The 16,130-nt window shown below is 56.9% G+C and carries 17 protein-coding genes; 3 read left to right on the plus strand and 14 right to left on the minus strand.

The features are described 5' to 3' along the window. Positions 1-9 precede the first annotated feature (9 nt). The 9 genes from ACZ445_RS30215 to mnmG form a co-directional block, all read right to left on the minus strand. Positions 10-546, minus strand: coding sequence for a F0F1 ATP synthase subunit delta (locus ACZ445_RS30215; RefSeq protein ID WP_015886646.1), 537 nt, complete (start codon positions 544-546; stop codon positions 10-12). 12 nt (positions 547-558) lie between these two features. Beyond that, entirely contained in the window at positions 559-1,029 is a 471-nt protein-coding gene (locus ACZ445_RS30220) for a F0F1 ATP synthase subunit B (protein ID WP_058424359.1), read from the minus strand. A gap of 57 nt (positions 1,030-1,086) precedes the next feature. Beyond that, positions 1,087-1,344 carry a F0F1 ATP synthase subunit C gene (gene atpE / locus ACZ445_RS30225; RefSeq protein WP_002555987.1) on the minus strand — a complete coding sequence of 86 codons (258 nt, stop codon included), beginning with the start codon at positions 1,342-1,344 and terminating at the stop codon, positions 1,087-1,089. 134 nt (positions 1,345-1,478) lie between these two features. Next, the gene (atpB, locus tag ACZ445_RS30230; RefSeq protein WP_058424360.1) at positions 1,479-2,348 is read right to left on the minus strand and encodes a F0F1 ATP synthase subunit A; all 870 of its coding nucleotides are present in this window, start codon (positions 2,346-2,348) and stop codon (positions 1,479-1,481) included. Between the two features lie 16 nt (positions 2,349-2,364). Next, positions 2,365-2,772: a F0F1 ATP synthase subunit I gene (locus ACZ445_RS30235; protein WP_058424361.1), complete on the minus strand. Its 408-nt coding sequence runs from the start codon at positions 2,770-2,772 to the stop codon at positions 2,365-2,367. Between the two features lie 148 nt (positions 2,773-2,920). Beyond that, positions 2,921-3,793, minus strand: a complete 873-nt coding sequence (locus ACZ445_RS30240; RefSeq protein WP_016970690.1) for a ParB/RepB/Spo0J family partition protein — start codon at positions 3,791-3,793, stop codon at positions 2,921-2,923. Positions 3,794-3,802: 9 nt separating this feature from the next. Further along, a complete protein-coding gene (locus ACZ445_RS30245) occupies positions 3,803-4,600 on the minus strand; it encodes a ParA family protein (RefSeq protein WP_010207696.1) in 798 nt (265 codons plus the stop codon). An 18-nt stretch (positions 4,601-4,618) separates the two neighbouring features. Further along, complete coding sequence (gene rsmG / locus ACZ445_RS30250) at positions 4,619-5,263, minus strand: 16S rRNA (guanine(527)-N(7))-methyltransferase RsmG (protein WP_017736234.1); 645 nt, start codon at positions 5,261-5,263, stop codon at positions 4,619-4,621. Beyond that, positions 5,260-7,152, minus strand: a complete 1,893-nt coding sequence (gene mnmG, locus ACZ445_RS30255) for a tRNA uridine-5-carboxymethylaminomethyl(34) synthesis enzyme MnmG (protein WP_058424466.1) — start codon at positions 7,150-7,152, stop codon at positions 5,260-5,262. Before mnmG ends, rsmG begins: the two co-directional genes overlap by 4 nt. A gap of 564 nt (positions 7,153-7,716) precedes the next feature. Between mnmG and ACZ445_RS30260 the strand changes: the two genes are divergently transcribed. The 3 genes from ACZ445_RS30260 to ACZ445_RS30270 all read left to right on the plus strand — a co-directional run bounded on the left by ACZ445_RS30260 (position 7,717) and on the right by ACZ445_RS30270 (position 11,697). Beyond that, positions 7,717-8,223 carry a sigma-70 family RNA polymerase sigma factor gene (locus tag ACZ445_RS30260; RefSeq protein ID WP_058424362.1) on the plus strand — a complete coding sequence of 169 codons (507 nt, stop codon included), beginning with the start codon at positions 7,717-7,719 and terminating at the stop codon, positions 8,221-8,223. Next, positions 8,223-9,167 (plus strand): FecR domain-containing protein, encoded by a 945-nt coding sequence (locus ACZ445_RS30265; protein WP_058424363.1) that lies wholly within the window; start codon positions 8,223-8,225, stop codon positions 9,165-9,167. Before ACZ445_RS30260 ends, ACZ445_RS30265 begins: the two co-directional genes overlap by 1 nt. Positions 9,168-9,258: 91 nt before the next feature. Further along, positions 9,259-11,697 (plus strand): TonB-dependent siderophore receptor, encoded by a 2,439-nt coding sequence (locus ACZ445_RS30270; protein WP_058424364.1) that lies wholly within the window; start codon positions 9,259-9,261, stop codon positions 11,695-11,697. Positions 11,698-11,716: 19 nt separating this feature from the next. On the opposite strand, the gene mnmE is transcribed toward ACZ445_RS30270, so the two are convergent. The 5 genes from mnmE to rpmH form a co-directional block, all read right to left on the minus strand. Then, complete coding sequence (mnmE, locus tag ACZ445_RS30275; RefSeq protein ID WP_464707873.1) at positions 11,717-13,087, minus strand: tRNA uridine-5-carboxymethylaminomethyl(34) synthesis GTPase MnmE; 1,371 nt, start codon at positions 13,085-13,087, stop codon at positions 11,717-11,719. Positions 13,088-13,166: 79 nt separating this feature from the next. Then, positions 13,167-14,849 carry a membrane protein insertase YidC gene (yidC, locus tag ACZ445_RS30280; RefSeq protein WP_058424366.1) on the minus strand — a complete coding sequence of 561 codons (1,683 nt, stop codon included), beginning with the start codon at positions 14,847-14,849 and terminating at the stop codon, positions 13,167-13,169. A gap of 2 nt (positions 14,850-14,851) precedes the next feature. Next, entirely contained in the window at positions 14,852-15,097 is a 246-nt protein-coding gene (gene yidD, locus ACZ445_RS30285) for a membrane protein insertion efficiency factor YidD (RefSeq protein WP_003213574.1), read from the minus strand. After that, positions 15,090-15,497 carry a ribonuclease P protein component gene (gene rnpA / locus ACZ445_RS30290; protein ID WP_020302575.1) on the minus strand — a complete coding sequence of 136 codons (408 nt, stop codon included), beginning with the start codon at positions 15,495-15,497 and terminating at the stop codon, positions 15,090-15,092. Before rnpA ends, yidD begins: the two co-directional genes overlap by 8 nt. 13 nt (positions 15,498-15,510) lie before the next feature. Beyond that, entirely contained in the window at positions 15,511-15,645 is a 135-nt protein-coding gene (rpmH, locus tag ACZ445_RS30295) for a 50S ribosomal protein L34 (RefSeq protein WP_003213577.1), read from the minus strand. Positions 15,646-16,130: the final 485 nt, after the last annotated feature.

Here is a 16,130-nt window from a genome sequence, read left to right on the forward strand (position 1 = left end):
CCTTCAAACTCAAGATTTCAATGCTTCGGCAAGTTTCGCGATTTTTCCGCGAATCGAGCCATCGATAACCAGGTCGCCGGCACGGATAACAACACCACCAATCAGGGATGCGTCCTCCGAAGCTTGCAGGCGCACTTCCCGATTGAGTCGTGCACTGAGAACCTTGGCGAGTTTGTCTTGCTGTTCTTGGTTCAATGCGAAAGCACTGGTCACTTCAACGTCTACCGATTTCTCTGCTTCGGCCTTGTACAGGTCGAACAGAGCGGCAATCTCCGGCAACAGCGGGAGACGGTCGTTTTCGGCAACGACGTGAATGAAGTTCTGCACTTTCACATCAAACTTGTCGCCGCACACTTCAATAAAAGTGGCGGCCTTGTCTGCGCTCGTCAGGCGCGGGGCCTTGAGCACGCGCTGCATGGTGTCGTCTTGCGACACTGCTGCAGCCAGGCCGAGCATGGCTGACCAAGAGGCCAGCTGCTGGTGGGCCTGGGCGTGCTCGAAGGCTGCCTTAGCGTAAGGTCGGGCCAACGTGGTCAGTTCTGCCATGATCGCCCTCGCTTAAATTTCAGCAGCCAGTTTGTTAACCAGCTCCGCGTGCGCGTTTTGATCGATTGTGGCACCGAGGATCTTCTCAGCACCGCCGACCGCCAGAGCACCCAGTTGGGCACGCAGCGCGTCTTTGACACCGTTCAGTTCCTGTTCGATCTCGGCATGAGCCGAAGCCTTCACACGGTCAGCTTCGACGCGGGCTTTTTCAACAGCCTCTTCGACGATCTGGTTACCGCGTTTCTTGGCTTGCTCAATGATTTCAGCTGCCTGTGCCTTAGCATCGCGCAGTTGGTGACCCGCTTTCTCTTGGGCCAACTCCAGGTCGCGAGCTGCACGGGTGGCAGCGTCCAAGCCATCAGCGATCTTCTTCTGACGTTCGTGCAAAGCCGCGATGACCGGAGGCCACACGAACTTCATGCAAAACACTACAAAAATGAAGAACGCAACGGATTGGCCAATCAGGGTTGCATTAATGTTCACGCCAACACCTCGCTCATTCGTTGTCCATCACTCCAATCAACTCGAAAATTCGAGTGATTAGCCAGCGAGTTGACCAACGAAGGGGTTCGCGAAGGTGAAGAACAGAGCGATACCAACGCCGATCATGGTCACGGCGTCGAGCAGGCCGGCGACGATGAACATTTTAACTTGCAGCATTGGGACCATTTCTGGCTGACGCGCTGCGCCTTCCAGGAATTTGCCGCCCAGCAGGCCGAAACCAATGGCAGTACCCAGGGCGCCCAGGCCGATCAACAGTGCAACAGCGATAGCGGTTAGACCAACTACAGTTTCCATCTTTCCTCCCGACTTTTACGTCGTATGGTTTAGGTTTTTTAGATTTTAAAGCGGTAAAACAAATCGTTTCATAGCCCGGTAGGGCCTACCTTCCCGTTTCACCGGGAAGGACATCAGACTAGTCGAGACTGGTCTTAATGGTTCTCTTCGTGCGCCATCGACAGGTAGACGATGGTCAGCATCATGAAGATGAAGGCCTGCAGGGTGATGATCAGGATGTGGAACACAGCCCACGCCCACTGCAGAACCACGCCCAGGCCGCTAAGCCAGAGCAGACCACTGCCGAACATCACAGCGATCAGAATGAACACCAACTCGCCGGCATACATGTTGCCGAACAGTCGCAGGGCCAGGGAGATCGGCTTGGCGACCAGGGTCACGAATTCCAGCAGGAAGTTCACCGGGATCAGCAGGGCTTGAACGAAGATGTTCTTGCTGCCGAACGGGTGCAGGGTCAGTTCGCCGATGAAGCCGCCGATTCCCTTGACCTTGATGCTGTAGAAAATGATCAACGCGAACACCGACAGAGCCATGCCCAGGGTGGCGTTAGGGTCCGTGGTGGAAACCGCACGGAATGGAATGTGATGGTCGCCGGAGATCAGGATGGCCAGTTGAGGAATCCAGTCGACCGGTACCAGGTCGACGGCGTTCATCAGGAACACCCAGACGAAGATGGTCAGTGCCAGCGGTGCAATCACCGGGCTGCGGCCGTGGAAGCTGTCTTTCACGCTGCCATCGACGAATTCGACCAGTACTTCAACGAAGTTCTGCAAAGCACCTGGCTGACCGGAAGTCGCCTTCTTTGCCGCCATGCGGAAAATCAGGACGAAGATCAGACCCAATGCGACCGACCAGCCCAGAGTATCCAGGTGGAAAGCCCAGAAGCCCATTTCTTTGGCTTCTGCTGCGGAGTGGGCAAAGCCCCAGCCGCCATTAGGAAGCTGACCGAAGGTCAGGTTCTGCAAGTGGTGCTGGATATAGCCCGAAGCGGTTGTTTCTGCCATGGTTGCCTCAAACGCCCTAAGGTTTCGAAAGTCTTGTTTTCATTAGCAGGGGAGCGAACCAGCTGACCAGTTGGGTCAACACGAAGACGCCGAATACAGCCAGCGGCGCCAATGGCTTCACACCTGCAAAGGTCAGTGCAAACAGCACTGCCGTCAAAATCAGTTTCCCCGCCTCGCCGGCATAAAATGACCGGACGATAGCCTGGGCTGCTCGGGCGCCGGAAAACCGAAAGGCCCTGTGAGCAAAATACATATTGGGCAGCAAGGCTATCAGGCCTCCGCAGAGTCCTGAATATCCGACTACGACTCCATGCCAATACCAAAGCGCCAATGCGGCGATCAGCAAGATGACAAATTGAGCCAATAAAACCGGAAAAACGGCCAAGCGATGGAACGGCAACGTGTTTGGCGTGCGGGTTTCCATCACTCTTGCTCCTCAATGGTCGGCTGCCGGAAATCAATAACTTGGCATAATTTGTGCCGACAAAATGCGCGCAGAGTATAGGGGCGGTTCTGCCCCTATTCAACTGCCGGGTAGTGATTTCCGATCACGCGCTACATAAGCAAATGTTTCAGCGGATGTGGGCAAGGACGCCCTGAAGCTCATCAAGGGAGTTATATCCGATGACCAATTGGCCTTTGCCTTTCTTCCCGTGGCGAATTTGCACCGCAGAGCCCAGGCGCTCGGCCAGGCGCTGCTCGAGACGGGCGATATCCGGATCAGGTTTGGCCGTTTCGACCGGTGCAGGTTTGCCGCTGAGCCATTGGCGAACCAGGGCCTCGGTCTGACGAACGGTGAGCCCCCGTGCGACAACGTGTCGCGCCCCTTCAACCTGTTGATTTTCCGGCAAACCGAGCAGTGCACGGGCGTGGCCCATTTCCAGGTCGCCGTGGGACAACATGGTCTTGATGACTTCCGGCAACGCGATCAGGCGCAGCAAGTTGGACACGGTCACACGGGATTTACCCACCGCTTCGGCCACTTGTTGCTGGGTCAGCTGGAATTCCTGCTGCAAACGCTGCAGGGCGATGGCTTCTTCAATTGGGTTGAGGTCTTCGCGCTGGATATTCTCGATCAACGCCATGGCGATGGCGGTTTCATCCGGCACATCGCGCACCATTGCCGGAATGGTTTCCTTGCCCGCCTGCTGGCTCGCGCGCCAACGGCGTTCACCGGCAATGATTTCAAAGCGGCCGCCACCGATCGGGCGTACCACGATCGGCTGCATCACGCCCTGGGCCTTGATCGAATTGGCCAGCTCTTCCAGCGCCTGGGGGTCCATGTCCCGGCGTGGCTGGTATTTGCCGCGCTGGATCAGGTCCAGCGGCAGGTGTTGCAGCTCGCGCTCGTCGGCCTGCACCGCTTGTTCTTCAAGCGATGTGACGGTCGGACCACTCAACAGTGCATCCAGTCCACGTCCGAGACCTCGTTTCTTGACGGCCATGGGGATTCCTTAAGTTGGCTGGGCTGCAGCAGTGCGTGAATTGCGGCGTTGGCGACGAACCATCTCGCCGGCCAGCGCCAGGTAGGCAATGGCACCACGGGATTGTTTGTCGTAGGCCAGGGCCGGCATGCCGTAGCTCGGGGCTTCGGCCAAACGGATGTTGCGCGGGATCACCGTGTCGTACAGCTGGTCACCGAAGTGCTCCTTGAGCTGCGCCGATACATCGTTCATCAGGCTCAGGCGCGGATCGAACATGGTCCGCAGCAAGCCTTCGATCTGCAGGTTCGGGTTGAGCAATTCGGCGATGCGCTTGATGTTATCCACAAGGTCGCTCAACCCTTCCAGCGCGTAGTACTCGCACTGCATGGGGATAATCACCCCATCGGCAGCCACCAGCGCGTTCAATGTCAGCATCGAAAGCGACGGCGGGCAGTCGATCAGGATGTAGTCGTAATTCTCACGGATCGGCGCCAGGGCGCTGCGCAGACGGCTTTCTTTCATCTGCATTTCCAGCAGCACCACTTCCGCCGCAGTCAAATCGCGGTTGGCCGGCAGCAGTTGATAACCACCATGTTCAGAGTAGTGCATGGCCTGGGCCAGGTCGCACTCGCCAATCAGCAAGTCGTAGACCGAGTTTTCCAGGCCGTGTTTATCCACACCGCTCCCCATGGTGGCGTTGCCCTGTGGATCGAGATCGATCAACAGCACCCGGCGCTTGGTCGCGACCAGGGATGCTGCGAGGTTGATGCAGGTGGTGGTTTTGCCCACGCCACCTTTCTGGTTCGCTATCGCGAATACCTTAGCCATTCTTGCTTGTGTTCCCAATCATGCCGTGCGGCGCAGTATCAGCAGATGGCGTTGGCCTTGGCAACCGGGTACGGCCAAGGCGTGTTCGCTATCGAGGTGGAAGTCTGCCGGCAATGCTAACAGCTCATCGCTTGGATGGACGCCCTTCATTGCCAGCCAGCGGGTGTCGCGGTCGCCGAGGTGGCGGGTCCAGTTGCTGAAGTTCTCCATGCTGCTGAATGCCCGGGAAACGATTCCGTTAAAAGGCTGTTCAGGTGTGAAGGCTTCAACGCGACTGTGGATAACGTGCAGGTTGTCCAGCTTGAGTTCGAGTTTGACCTGGGTCAGGAAGCGGGTTTTCTTGCCATTGCTGTCCAGGCAGGTCACTTGGGACTCGGGAAACAGGATGGCTAACGGAATGCCTGGCATGCCGCCGCCACTGCCCACGTCCAACCAGCGGCCGTTTTCGATGAATGGCATCACGCTCAAGCTGTCGAGCAAGTGACGGGACACCATTTCGTCGGGATCACGCACCGCGGTCAGGTTGTAAGCCTTGTTCCATTTGATCAACAGGGCCAGGTAGCCCAACAGCAATTCGTGCTGGGCCGGGGTCAGGTCGACGCCCAACTGGCGTGCACCTGTGGATAACTCTTCGGCATGTTGCGAGGTGACCAACGAACTCAAGCGCTTTGCTCCAACTGACGGCCCGCGCCGCGTTTTTTCAAATGAATCATCAACAGCGAAATCGCTGCCGGGGTGACGCCGGGGATACGTGAAGCCTGGCCCAGGGTCTCTGGCCGAGTTATCCCCAGCTTGCTTTGGATTTCTTTCGACAGTCCGGAAATCCCGGTGTAGTCGATATCCACAGGCAGCTTGGTGTCTTCACTGGCGCGCAGGCGGGCGATTTCGTCCTGCTGGCGGTCAATGTAACCGGCGTATTTGGTCTTGATTTCAACCTGCTCGGCGACCTGTGGGTCTTCAGCGCCCTGCCCGGTCACTTCGACCAGACCAGCGTAGTCGATTTCCGGACGGGACAGCAGGTTCAGCAAGTTGTATTCGTGGGTCAGCGGCGTGCCGAATTTTTCGGCAATCGCATCGCCCTGCTCGGTGTCCGGGCGGACCCAGGTGCTTTTCAGGCGCTGCTCTTCCAACGCGATGCTTTCGCGTTTTTTGCAGAAGGCTTCCCAGCGTGCGTCATCGACCAGGCCCAGTTCGCGACCTTTTTCGGTCAAACGCAGGTCGGCGTTGTCTTCGCGCAGGATCAGGCGATATTCCGCCCGGGACGTGAACATCCGGTACGGTTCCTGGGTACCCAGGGTAATCAGGTCATCGACCAATACACCGATGTACGCCTCATCGCGACGCGGGCACCAGCTGTCTTTACCCTGGGCACGCAATGCAGCGTTGGTTCCGGCCAGCAAACCTTGGGCACCGGCTTCTTCGTAACCGGTGGTGCCGTTGATTTGCCCGGCAAAGAACAAACCGCCGATCACTTTGGTTTCCAGGCTGTACTTCAGGTCACGCGGGTCGAAGTAGTCGTACTCGATGGCGTAGCCCGGGCGCACGATGTGCGCGTTTTCCATGCCGCGAATCGATTGCACGATCTGGATTTGCACGTCGAACGGTAGCGAAGTGGAGATCCCGTTCGGGTACAGCTCGTGAGTGGTCAAACCTTCGGGCTCGATAAAGACCTGGTGGCTTTCCTTGTCGGCAAAGCGGTGGATCTTGTCTTCGATCGACGGGCAATACCGCGGGCCAATGCCTTCGATCACCCCGGAATACATCGGCGAACGGTCGAGGTTCGCGGCAATGATTTCGTGGGTGCGGGCATTGGTATGGGTGATCCAGCAGCTCACCTGCTTCGGATGCTGTTCCTTGGAACCCATGAACGACATGACCGGGATCGGTGTATCGCCGGCTTGTTCGGTCATCACCGAGAAATCCACGGAACGCCCGTCAATACGCGGCGGGGTCCCGGTTTTCAGGCGGCCGACGCGCAGCGGCAATTCACGCAGGCGCTTCGCCAACGCAATCGACGGCGGATCACCGGCACGACCGCCGGAATAGTTCTGCATGCCGATGTGGATAAGTCCGCCGAGGAATGTACCTGTGGTCAACACCACGGATTCTGCGAAGAAACGCAGACCCATTTGGGTGACTACACCGCGTACCTGATCCTGTTCGACGATCAGGTCATCCGCTGCCTGTTGAAATATCCACAGGTTCGGCTGGTTTTCCAGGGTTTCGCGCACTGCGGCCTTGTACAGGATGCGGTCGGCTTGTGCCCGGGTCGCCCGTACGGCCGGACCTTTGCGGCTGTTGAGCACGCGAAATTGAATACCACCTTTATCGGTAGCCATGGCCATCACGCCGCCAAGGGCATCGATTTCCTTGACCAGATGGCTTTTGCCGATCCCACCGATGGCGGGGTTGCAACTCATGGCACCGAGGGTTTCCACGTTATGCGTCAACAACAGGGTTTTTACGCCCATGCGTGCTGACGCCAGTGCTGCCTCGGTACCGGCATGACCGCCGCCGATGACGATCACTTCAAAACGGGAAGGGAAATCCACCACGCACCTCGTGCCTGCTTATGTAGGTAATCAGGAATTGATTGTTGAAAGAGTTTTAGAGCTTTGGCGGCAAGTATAGGGACTTCGCCCTTCCTAAAGAACCCTTTGCACAAAATTTAACCAGCTGTGGATGAATCACAGACAATAGAAATTAAAAGAGAGAAATTTATTAAATCTTTGTTTTTATGTTTATTTCTACTGAGCAACCTTTCTGTGGATAGATTCATACAAGCCTTTATTTACGGTGTGTACAACGATTCAAAAGTCTGTGGTCATGTGCCAATGAGGCCCTTGGATAAGTGCTTTAAGCCTGTGGATTAAACAGGTTGTTATCCACAGAGGCGTTTTTGCTCAGGTTTCAGGGCCTGTTATCAACTGGGCACAGGGGCGGTTATTCACAGAGCTTAATCCACAGAAATCGGTGAATCCGTCTGTATTCAGTCCACGACAACGCCAACCGAAACCTTCCACTCGGTGGTGAGCACAGCAAAAAGAGATCTGTTGTGAGAAAACGGCGGGGCAGTTAATAATAGCGATTATCATTAACCTACCTTGTCATGCCCTATGTCCTCTTCTTCACACATGGCTGCAGTCCAGCACATCTACGAGCAGCACCACTCCTGGTTGCATAGCTGGCTCAAAGGGAAGTTGCATAACGCCTGCGATGCGGCCGATGTAGCGCACGATACGTTCGTGCGCATTCTGGGCGGGCGGCATGCGGCGCAGATCGTTGAGCCGCGTGACTACCTGGCGACCATCGCCAGGGGCCTGGTGATTGATCGTTACCGTCGACACGCGATCGAACAGGCCTACAAACAAACCCTGGCCGAACGGCCTGAAGCCATAACCATCAGTGAAGAAGACAAAGCCATCATCATCGAGACGTTGGTGGCCGTGGATAAAGCTTTGTCGGCACTCGGCGAGCGAGCGCGGCGGATATTCATGCTGTCACAGATTGAGGGGCTGACTTATCAACAGATTGCCGATCAACTTCAGGTTTCACTCACTACGGTGAAGAAGCACATGATCCGAGCGTTGACTGAATGTGCGCTGATTATGGCCAGCCTGTGATGGCGGTGCCCGATCGCAAGACCTTCGAGGCCGCTGCCAGTTGGTACGTACAGTTTCAATCCCAGACACCCACCGCCGATGAGCGCCAAGCCTGGCAAAGATGGCTCAACGGCGACCCGTCTCATCAGGCTGCGTGGAACCAGATGGAACAACTGCAGCGCAGTCTCGGCGCCCTGCCTGCGGATTTCACCCGCCGCGCATTGTCGACCACACAGCAACGCCGCCAGGTGCTCAAGTGGATGTTGGTGCTGGGCGGCACCGGGTACCTGGGTTGGAATGTTCAGCAACACACGTCTCTGGGTAATGTGTGGGCCGATTATCGGACGGTCGTAGGTGAACGCCGGCGTATTGAATTGGCCGACGGCACGCGCATTGATCTGAATACCGGCACGGCGATTGATGTGCTGTTTGATGGGCGCCAGCGTTTGCTCCGCCTGCGCGAAGGTGAGGTCCTTATCCACACCGCCAAGCGGGGCGTACAGACGCCGTTTTATGTCGAAACCCGCCAAGGCCGCATCCAGGCCTTGGGAACTCGGTTTACCGTGCGCCAGTTGCAGGACTCAACCCGCGTTGGCGTTCTGGAGGATCGGGTGAATGTGGCACCTGGTGACCAGCCCAACCAGGCTCGGCTGCTCAGTGCGGGTGAAAGCGCAGACTTCGATCGCCAAAAAGTGCAGCCAAACGCCGTTTACCGCACATCCCAGGCAGCCTGGGTCGATGGCCAACTGATCGTATTGGATGCACGACTCGGTGATGTTGTCGAAGAGCTCGCCCGCTATCGCCCAGGTGTCCTGCAATGCGACCTGGCCTCGGCACATCTGCGTGTTTCCGGGACTTTTCGCCTGGATTCCACCGATGCGGTGCTGGCCAATCTGCAGGCCACCCTGCCGATTCAGGTGAAATACTTCACTCGCTATTGGGTTTCGGTGAAGCCAATCGGTTGATCGAAAAAATATTAGCACGCGGGGTTATCTTTTTTTTTCCTGACACGGCCCTACAGGTAATCACGATGCCACCTTCAGGGCTTAACCACCTATGCGCGTTCCCACTAAACTCCGCCAGCGACTTTCCTATCACGGTATGACGTGCAGCCTGCTGCTCGGCACGGCCGCCACTGTCGGTGTGGTGTTATCCACAAGCGCCCTGGCCGCCAGCGCGGTGCAACACTACGTCATTGCGGCCGGCCCCCTGGATAACGCCTTGAGCCAATTTGCCGCCAAGGCGAATGTGATCCTGTCTTTTTCACCTCAACAAACCACGCGTTTAAACACAGCTGGGCTGGACGGTGACTACTCCGTGGACCAGGGTTTTGCGCTGCTGCTGCAAAACTCTGGTTTACAGGCGGTAGTCCAGGCGCCTGGCAGTTATGTCCTGCAGGCCGCTTCCACCGGCGAACTCACGCTCGCGCCCACCACGGTCAGCACTTATCAACAGGGCGGTTTCAATCAGGAGATCGCTGGAGATGTGGGCTACAAGGCGCAGAACAGTAGGATTGGCACCAAGACCAGCACTCCGCTGTCGGAAACACCACGTTCGGTATCGGTCGTCACCGGCCAGCGCATCAAGGACCAGAAGTCGCAAACCCTGACCGAAGTGTTGGGCTACGTGCCCGGTATCTTTGCACCACCCTTTGCCGCCGGTGATGGACTGGCGGGCGATCTGTTCTTCATTCGCGGTTTCAATGCTACGGACTACGGCTACGGCCTGCTGCGCGATGGCCTGCGCGTACAAGGTAATCGGTACGACACTACCAGTGAGCCCTATGGCCTGGAGCGGGTCGAAATCTTCCGTGGTCCTTCTTCGCTGCTCTACGGCGAAAATGCTCCTGGCGGTCTGGTGAACCTGGTGAGCAAACACCCTACTGCTACGCCGCAAGGTGAAGTGCAGTTGGGTTACGGCTCGAATAATCGGCGCCAGTTGGGTGTGGATATCTCCGGGCCGCTCAATGACAGCGGCAATATCCTTGGTCGGGTTGTGATGCTCGGTCGCAAATCCGATACGCAGACCGACCATGTGCCAGACGATCGCCTGTACATCGCGCCATCACTGACCCTGAATTTCGACGACTACAACACCCTCACCCTGTTGGCCAATTACCAGAAAGACCACACTAATTTGGAACTCGGCCTACCGGCTGCCGGCACCTTACTTACAAACCCTAATGGCAAGCTCTCCAAGCACACTATGCTCGGCGACCCGGATTGGAATACGTTTGAACGCGAAGCCTGGAGTACCGGTTACGAATTCAGCCACAGCTTCAACGACGACTGGCAGTTCCGTCAGAACTCGCGCTACATGCAGTCTCGCATCAACCGCCATGAAACCTGGCCCAGCGCGCTGAACAATCGCGGCTTCGGGACTCAGTTGAACATGACCGCTTATGACCGCTACAACAAGTCGATGGTCTATTCGCTGGATAACCAGCTGGAAGGCAAATTCCAGATCGGCGGCCTGGAAAACACGGTGCTGTTCGGTGCCAGCTATGACCGCACTTCGTTCAGTCAGGATTGGGACGCGGGGTTTGCCGGCACCATCAATGTGTATAACCCGGTGTACCTGCGTGACCCGCTGACGCCGGTGGCGGTGCAAAACACGCTGCTCGAACAGCAGATGAAAGGCGTTTATGCACAGATCCAGAGCAAGTACGACCACTGGCTTTTCCTGCTAGGCGGCCGTCAGGACTGGGTCGACAGCGATTTCCGCGACAAGGTCAACAAGGCCAGCAACACCGGCTCCGATGACCGCAAGTTCACCTACCAGGGCGGGGTGATGTACCAGTTCGACAACGGCCTGACGCCGTATGTCAGCTACTCCACTGCCTTTGTCCCCGTGCAGCAGATCTCCAACGCTGGCTCGCCCTTGAAACCGATCACCAGCAGCCAGTACGAAGTGGGCGTGAAGTACGAGCCGATCGGCTGGGATACGGCGATGACGGTATCGGTGTATGACTTGCGCAAGGAAGACGACACTTATCTCGATGCCACCACCAATAGCTATCGCCAAGTGGGCGAAAGCCGGGCCAAGGGCGCTGAGGTAGAGGTCAACAGCAACCTCACGCCTAACCTGAATGTCACCGCAGCCTATACCTACACTGACGCGAGGATTACCAAGGATTCGGCGACATCGTTGGTCGAGGGCCACCAGATGACCGGGGTTCCGCGTAACCAGGCCTCAGTGTGGGGCAAGTACCGCTTCCTCGATGGCCAACTCAAGGGCTTGTCCCTGGGAGGTGGTGTGCGTTATTTCGACAGTACCTTTTCCTACACCGCACCCACGCTTTACGGAAAATTGGATGCGGGAAGCGTCACCTTGGTGGACGCAGCCGTTGGCTATCAGATCGACAAACACTGGTCTGTGGATGTAAATGCCAAGAACCTGTTCGACAAGGAATATGTATCTGGTTGCAACGATGCGGGCCGCTGCTATTGGGGTGACAGCCGTACCCTGCTCGGTACGGTGTCTTACAACTGGTAGGACGCTGTGGATAACTCGGTTATTTACCGATGCAGAAGCTGGAAAAGATCCGCCCCAACAAATCATCGGAGCTGAACGCGCCGGTGATTTCGCCTAACAGCTGCTGCGCCTGACGCAAATCTTCCGCCAGCAGCTCCCCAGCCCCCGCCAGGGTCAACTGCGCCCGCCCGTGCTCCAACGCTGCGCTCGCATGGCGCAACGCCTCCAGGTGCCTGCGGCGCGCACTGAAGCTGCTTTCCGAGGTCTGCTCGTAGCCCATGCAGGCCTTGAGATGCTCGCGCAGCAGTTCCAGGCCTTCACCGGCCGACTTCGCACTCAGGCTGATCGTGACGTGGCCATCCGTGCAGGTTTCCAGCGCAATGGCTTCTCCGGTCAAGTCAGCTTTGTTGCGAATCAGGGTGATCTTGGCCGGGTCCGGACGGTGCTCAAGGAATTCCGGCCACAGCGCGAAAGGTTCCACAGCCTCGGGCGCCGTAGCGTCCACCACCAGCAATACCCGATCCGCCTCGCCGATGGCTTTGAGCGCGCGTTCCACACCGATCTTTTCCACCTGGTCGTCGGTGTCGCGCAAACCGGCGGTGTCTACAACGTGCAGCGGCATGCCGTCGATGTGGATATGTTCGCGCAGGATGTCCCGTGTGGTGCCGGCAATCTCAGTGACGATGGCGGCTTCACGGCCCGCCAGGGCATTGAGCAAGCTGGATTTCCCCGCATTGGGCCGCCCCGCGATCACGACGGTCATGCCGTCTCGCAGCAAGGCACCCTGCCCGGCTTCCCGCAGCACTGTGGATAACTCCTCGCGGACTTTATCCAGTATCGCCAATACGTGGCCATCGGCGAGAAAGTCGATTTCTTCTTCCGGAAAATCAATCGCCGCCTCGACGTAGATACGCAGGCTGATCAGTTGCTCGGTCAAGTTATGCACACGCAGGGAAAACGCACCCTGCAGGGAGCGCAATGCATTACGTGCGGCTTGTGCAGAACTGGCTTCAATCAGGTCGGCAATTGCTTCGGCCTGGGCCAGATCCAGCTTGTCGTTCAGGAACGCCCGCTCGCTGAATTCCCCTGGACGTGCGAGGCGGCAGCCCAATTGCAGGCAGCGCTGCAGCAACATATCCAACACAACCGGGCCACCGTGTCCCTGCAACTCCAGCACATCTTCCCCGGTGAATGAGTTCGGCCCAGGGAAATAGAGCGCCAATCCTTCGTCCAGCACGCCGCCGTCAGCATCCAGGAACTGGCCGTAATGTGCATAACGCGGCTTCAACTCACGGCCACTGATGGCCTTGGCCGCCACACCCGCAAGCGGCCCCGAAATTCTAACGATGCCGACACCGCCGCGACCTTGAGCGGTAGCGACAGCAGCGATGGTTTCACGAGGAGCGCTCATCAACAGTTTCCAGACCAAAAGTGACAGAAAGCAAAACGCCCCACTAGGGGGCGTCTTGAGTGGTTATCCACAGAGTAAGTTACGCAGAGGCTTTTGCGGTAGCCGCTTCGATCTTACGTGTGATGTACCACTGTTGAGAGATCGACAACACGTTGTTGACCACCCAGTACAGCACCAGACCAGCTGGGAACCACAGGAAGAAGAAGGTGAAGATGATTGGCATCATTTTCATCACCTTGGCCTGCATCGGATCCGGCGGAGTCGGGTTCAGGCGCTGCTGGATAAACATGGTCGCGCCCATGATGATCGGCAGGATAAAGAACGGGTCTTTGATCGACAGGTCCGTTATCCACAGGATGAACGGCGCCTGGCGCATTTCCACGCTTTCCAGGAGTACCCAGTACAGCGACAGGAACACCGGCATCTGCACCAGAATCGGCAAGCATCCACCCAGCGGGTTGATCTTCTCTTTCTTGTACAGCTCCATCATGGCCTGCGACATTTTCTGCCGGTCATCGCCATGTTGTTCTTTCAGCGCCGCCAGTTTCGGAGCCACGGCACGCATGCGCGCCATCGACTTGTAGCTGGCTGCCGACAGCGGGAAGAAGATCCCCTTGATCAGCATGGTCAGGAAGATGATCGAGAAGCCCCAGTTGCCCACAATGCTGTGGATATGTTGCAACAACCAGAAAATCGGCTGGGCGATGAACCACAGGAAGCCGTAATCCACAGTCAGCTCAAGACCTGGGGACAACTCTTTCAGCACAGCCTGGCTTTTCGGGCCGGCGTACAGGGTTGCGCTGGTTTCAGCCTTGGCACCAGGCGCGACGGTCAACGCCGGGCCGGTAAAGCCAATGATGTAGTTACCTTGGCTGTCCTTGCGGGTTTGGACCAGGTTGGCTTCACCCTTGTTCGGGATCCAGGCGGTCACGAAGTAGTGTTGCAGCCAGGCAACCCAGCCACCTTGGACGGTTTCTTTCAGGGAGCCTTTGTCGATATCTTTCATCGACACTTTTTTGTACGGCTCGCTACTTGTCCACAGGGCGGCGCCCAGGTAAGTCGCGGTGCCGGTGGCCGTGCTGGAAGAAGGATCGGAGCTGGCGTCACGCTTGAGTTGGGCAAACAGGTTGCCGCTCCACGGTTTGTCGCTTTCGTTGTCGATCAGGTAAGTGACCTTCAAGTCATACAAACCACGGGTGAAGCTGAAGCGCTTGATGTAGTTGACGCCGTCGAGACTGAATTTCAGGTCGACGTTCAACTGGTTCTGGCCATCAGCCAGTTGATAAGTCTTCTGCTCGGTCGAGTAAATCGGACGACCGGTAGCACGTGCATCCGGACCATTGGTGCCGGTCAGGCCGCTTTGCGCCAGATAAGTACGCTCACCACCGTTATCGAACAGTTGGAACGGAACATCCGGATGGTCTTGGCGACGTGGATACAGCGGCAGTTTCAACTGCGCGATATCACCACCTTGTGGGTCGATAGCCAGGTCGAGCACATCCGTTTTGACGTGGATGAGGTCTTTGTTGGTGACCACTGGCGTTTCTAAAGGGGCGCTTGTCTCGCCATTCGCGCTGGGAACATCGGCACTCGCGGACGCATTGTTACCCAGCGGGGTGTCCGGAATAGCCGGCGCAGCCTGGTTGGTAGCAACATTCTGAGTCGGCAGGGCAGCCTGGCCATAGTCCTGGTTCCACTGAAGAACCATGACGTAGGACACGATTGCCAGGGCGACGATCAGGATCGTGCGTTTAATATCCATGATTACTCGGCCATCGAAGAAGAACGGGAGGTAGGGATAGGTGGAACCGGGTCATAACCACCGGGATTCCACGGATGACAGCGACCTAAACGACGAAAGGTCAGCCAGCCACCGCGCAGAAGACCATGGTTTTCTATGGCCTCTAACGCGTAGCAGGAACAACTGGGGTAGAAACGACAGTGGTTGGCCATCAGAGGACTAATGGCATAGCGATAAAACTGGATCGGAACGAGGGCCAGTTTACGCATCAAGGCTGTCTACCCCTACAGTTTCGGTGCTGACTGCTGGTGCTGGCTTGTGGGTACGCGCCAACCGTTTCCAGAGCTTGCCGAAATGCTGAATCAATTCGGGGTTTTCTACGTCCCCCAAGCCTTTGCGCGCGACGATAACAATATCCCAACCAACCAGAGTGTCCTGGTGGAGGCGAAACGATTCGCGCATCAGACGCTTGAGGCGATTGCGCTCAACGGAGAGCTTTACGCTCTTCTTGCCGATCACCAACCCGAGTCGGGGGTGATCCAGATCGTTGTTACGCGCAAGGAGCAGGAGATTTTTCCCCGGAACCTTGCCGGTGGGGGAGTCAAAGACTGCCTTGAAATGCCGGGGGGTTAGCAGACGCTTTTCCCGACTGAAGTCCTGACTCACCACCAGTACCGGATTATCAAACTGCCAGACGCGCACGACCTTTGGCGCGACGACGCGACAGGACAGCACGGCCGTTCTTGGTAGCCATGCGAGCACGGAAGCCGTGGGTGCGGGCGCGTTTGATGGTGCTTGGTTGGAAAGTACGTTTCATGGCGTTGTTACCTGGTTCGTCCACAACGGGCCGGAATGGCCCCCGTTTTAAGAGACCGGCGATTCTAGTGAAAGCAAGCCTCTAGGTCAATTTCCAACCAGCTTTTCCTTTAATTAGATCTCCACAGCTCATCGGGGCTTTTCTGTTCGCTTGGCTTCCGTATGTCATGGCATAGATATAAGAATAAAGAAGGAAGTTATTTAAAGCTTTTCTGTAAAGCTTATAAAAGCTAGGTAGGCATTCATCTGTGGATAACTTGCTTGAGGCCATATTCCACATGGTGTACAGAGAATGACAACCCGGGGGAGAAACGGTGCTCTGCCTGTGCTGCGCTGTCGGATAAGCTGTGTGTGGAATGGCATGTTATCCACAGGCCAGTTACCCACAGACTTTCTCCCCCACTTGTGCAACGACCTCAGGTACGCTTATCCACAGAGCTTATGCACAGACCATTGGTCGCCTTTATTACCGTTAAGACGTTGATT

The sequence above is a fragment of the Pseudomonas allii genome, from assembly GCF_055380095.1.

Coding starts and splice junctions, on each gene's coding strand:
- ACZ445_RS30215 (WP_015886646.1), bottom strand. CDS start 546: ATGGCAGAACTGACCACGTTGGCCCGACCTTACGCTAAGGCAGCCTTC.
- atpE (WP_002555987.1), bottom strand. CDS start 1,344: ATGGAAACTGTAGTTGGTCTAACCGCTATCGCTGTTGCACTGTTGATC.
- atpB (WP_058424360.1), bottom strand. CDS start 2,348: ATGGCAGAAACAACCGCTTCGGGCTATATCCAGCACCACTTGCAGAAC.
- ACZ445_RS30235 (WP_058424361.1), bottom strand. CDS start 2,772: ATGGAAACCCGCACGCCAAACACGTTGCCGTTCCATCGCTTGGCCGTT.
- ACZ445_RS30240 (WP_016970690.1), bottom strand. CDS start 3,793: ATGGCCGTCAAGAAACGAGGTCTCGGACGTGGACTGGATGCACTGTTG.
- ACZ445_RS30245 (WP_010207696.1), bottom strand. CDS start 4,600: ATGGCTAAGGTATTCGCGATAGCGAACCAGAAAGGTGGCGTGGGCAAA.
- ACZ445_RS30260 (WP_058424362.1), top strand. CDS start 7,717: ATGTCCTCTTCTTCACACATGGCTGCAGTCCAGCACATCTACGAGCAG.
- ACZ445_RS30265 (WP_058424363.1), top strand. CDS start 8,223: ATGGCGGTGCCCGATCGCAAGACCTTCGAGGCCGCTGCCAGTTGGTAC.
- ACZ445_RS30270 (WP_058424364.1), top strand. CDS start 9,259: ATGCGCGTTCCCACTAAACTCCGCCAGCGACTTTCCTATCACGGTATG.
- mnmE (WP_464707873.1), bottom strand. CDS start 13,087: ATGAGCGCTCCTCGTGAAACCATCGCTGCTGTCGCTACCGCTCAAGGT.
- yidC (WP_058424366.1), bottom strand. CDS start 14,849: ATGGATATTAAACGCACGATCCTGATCGTCGCCCTGGCAATCGTGTCC.
- yidD (WP_003213574.1), bottom strand. CDS start 15,097: ATGCGTAAACTGGCCCTCGTTCCGATCCAGTTTTATCGCTATGCCATT.
- rpmH (WP_003213577.1), bottom strand. CDS start 15,645: ATGAAACGTACTTTCCAACCAAGCACCATCAAACGCGCCCGCACCCAC.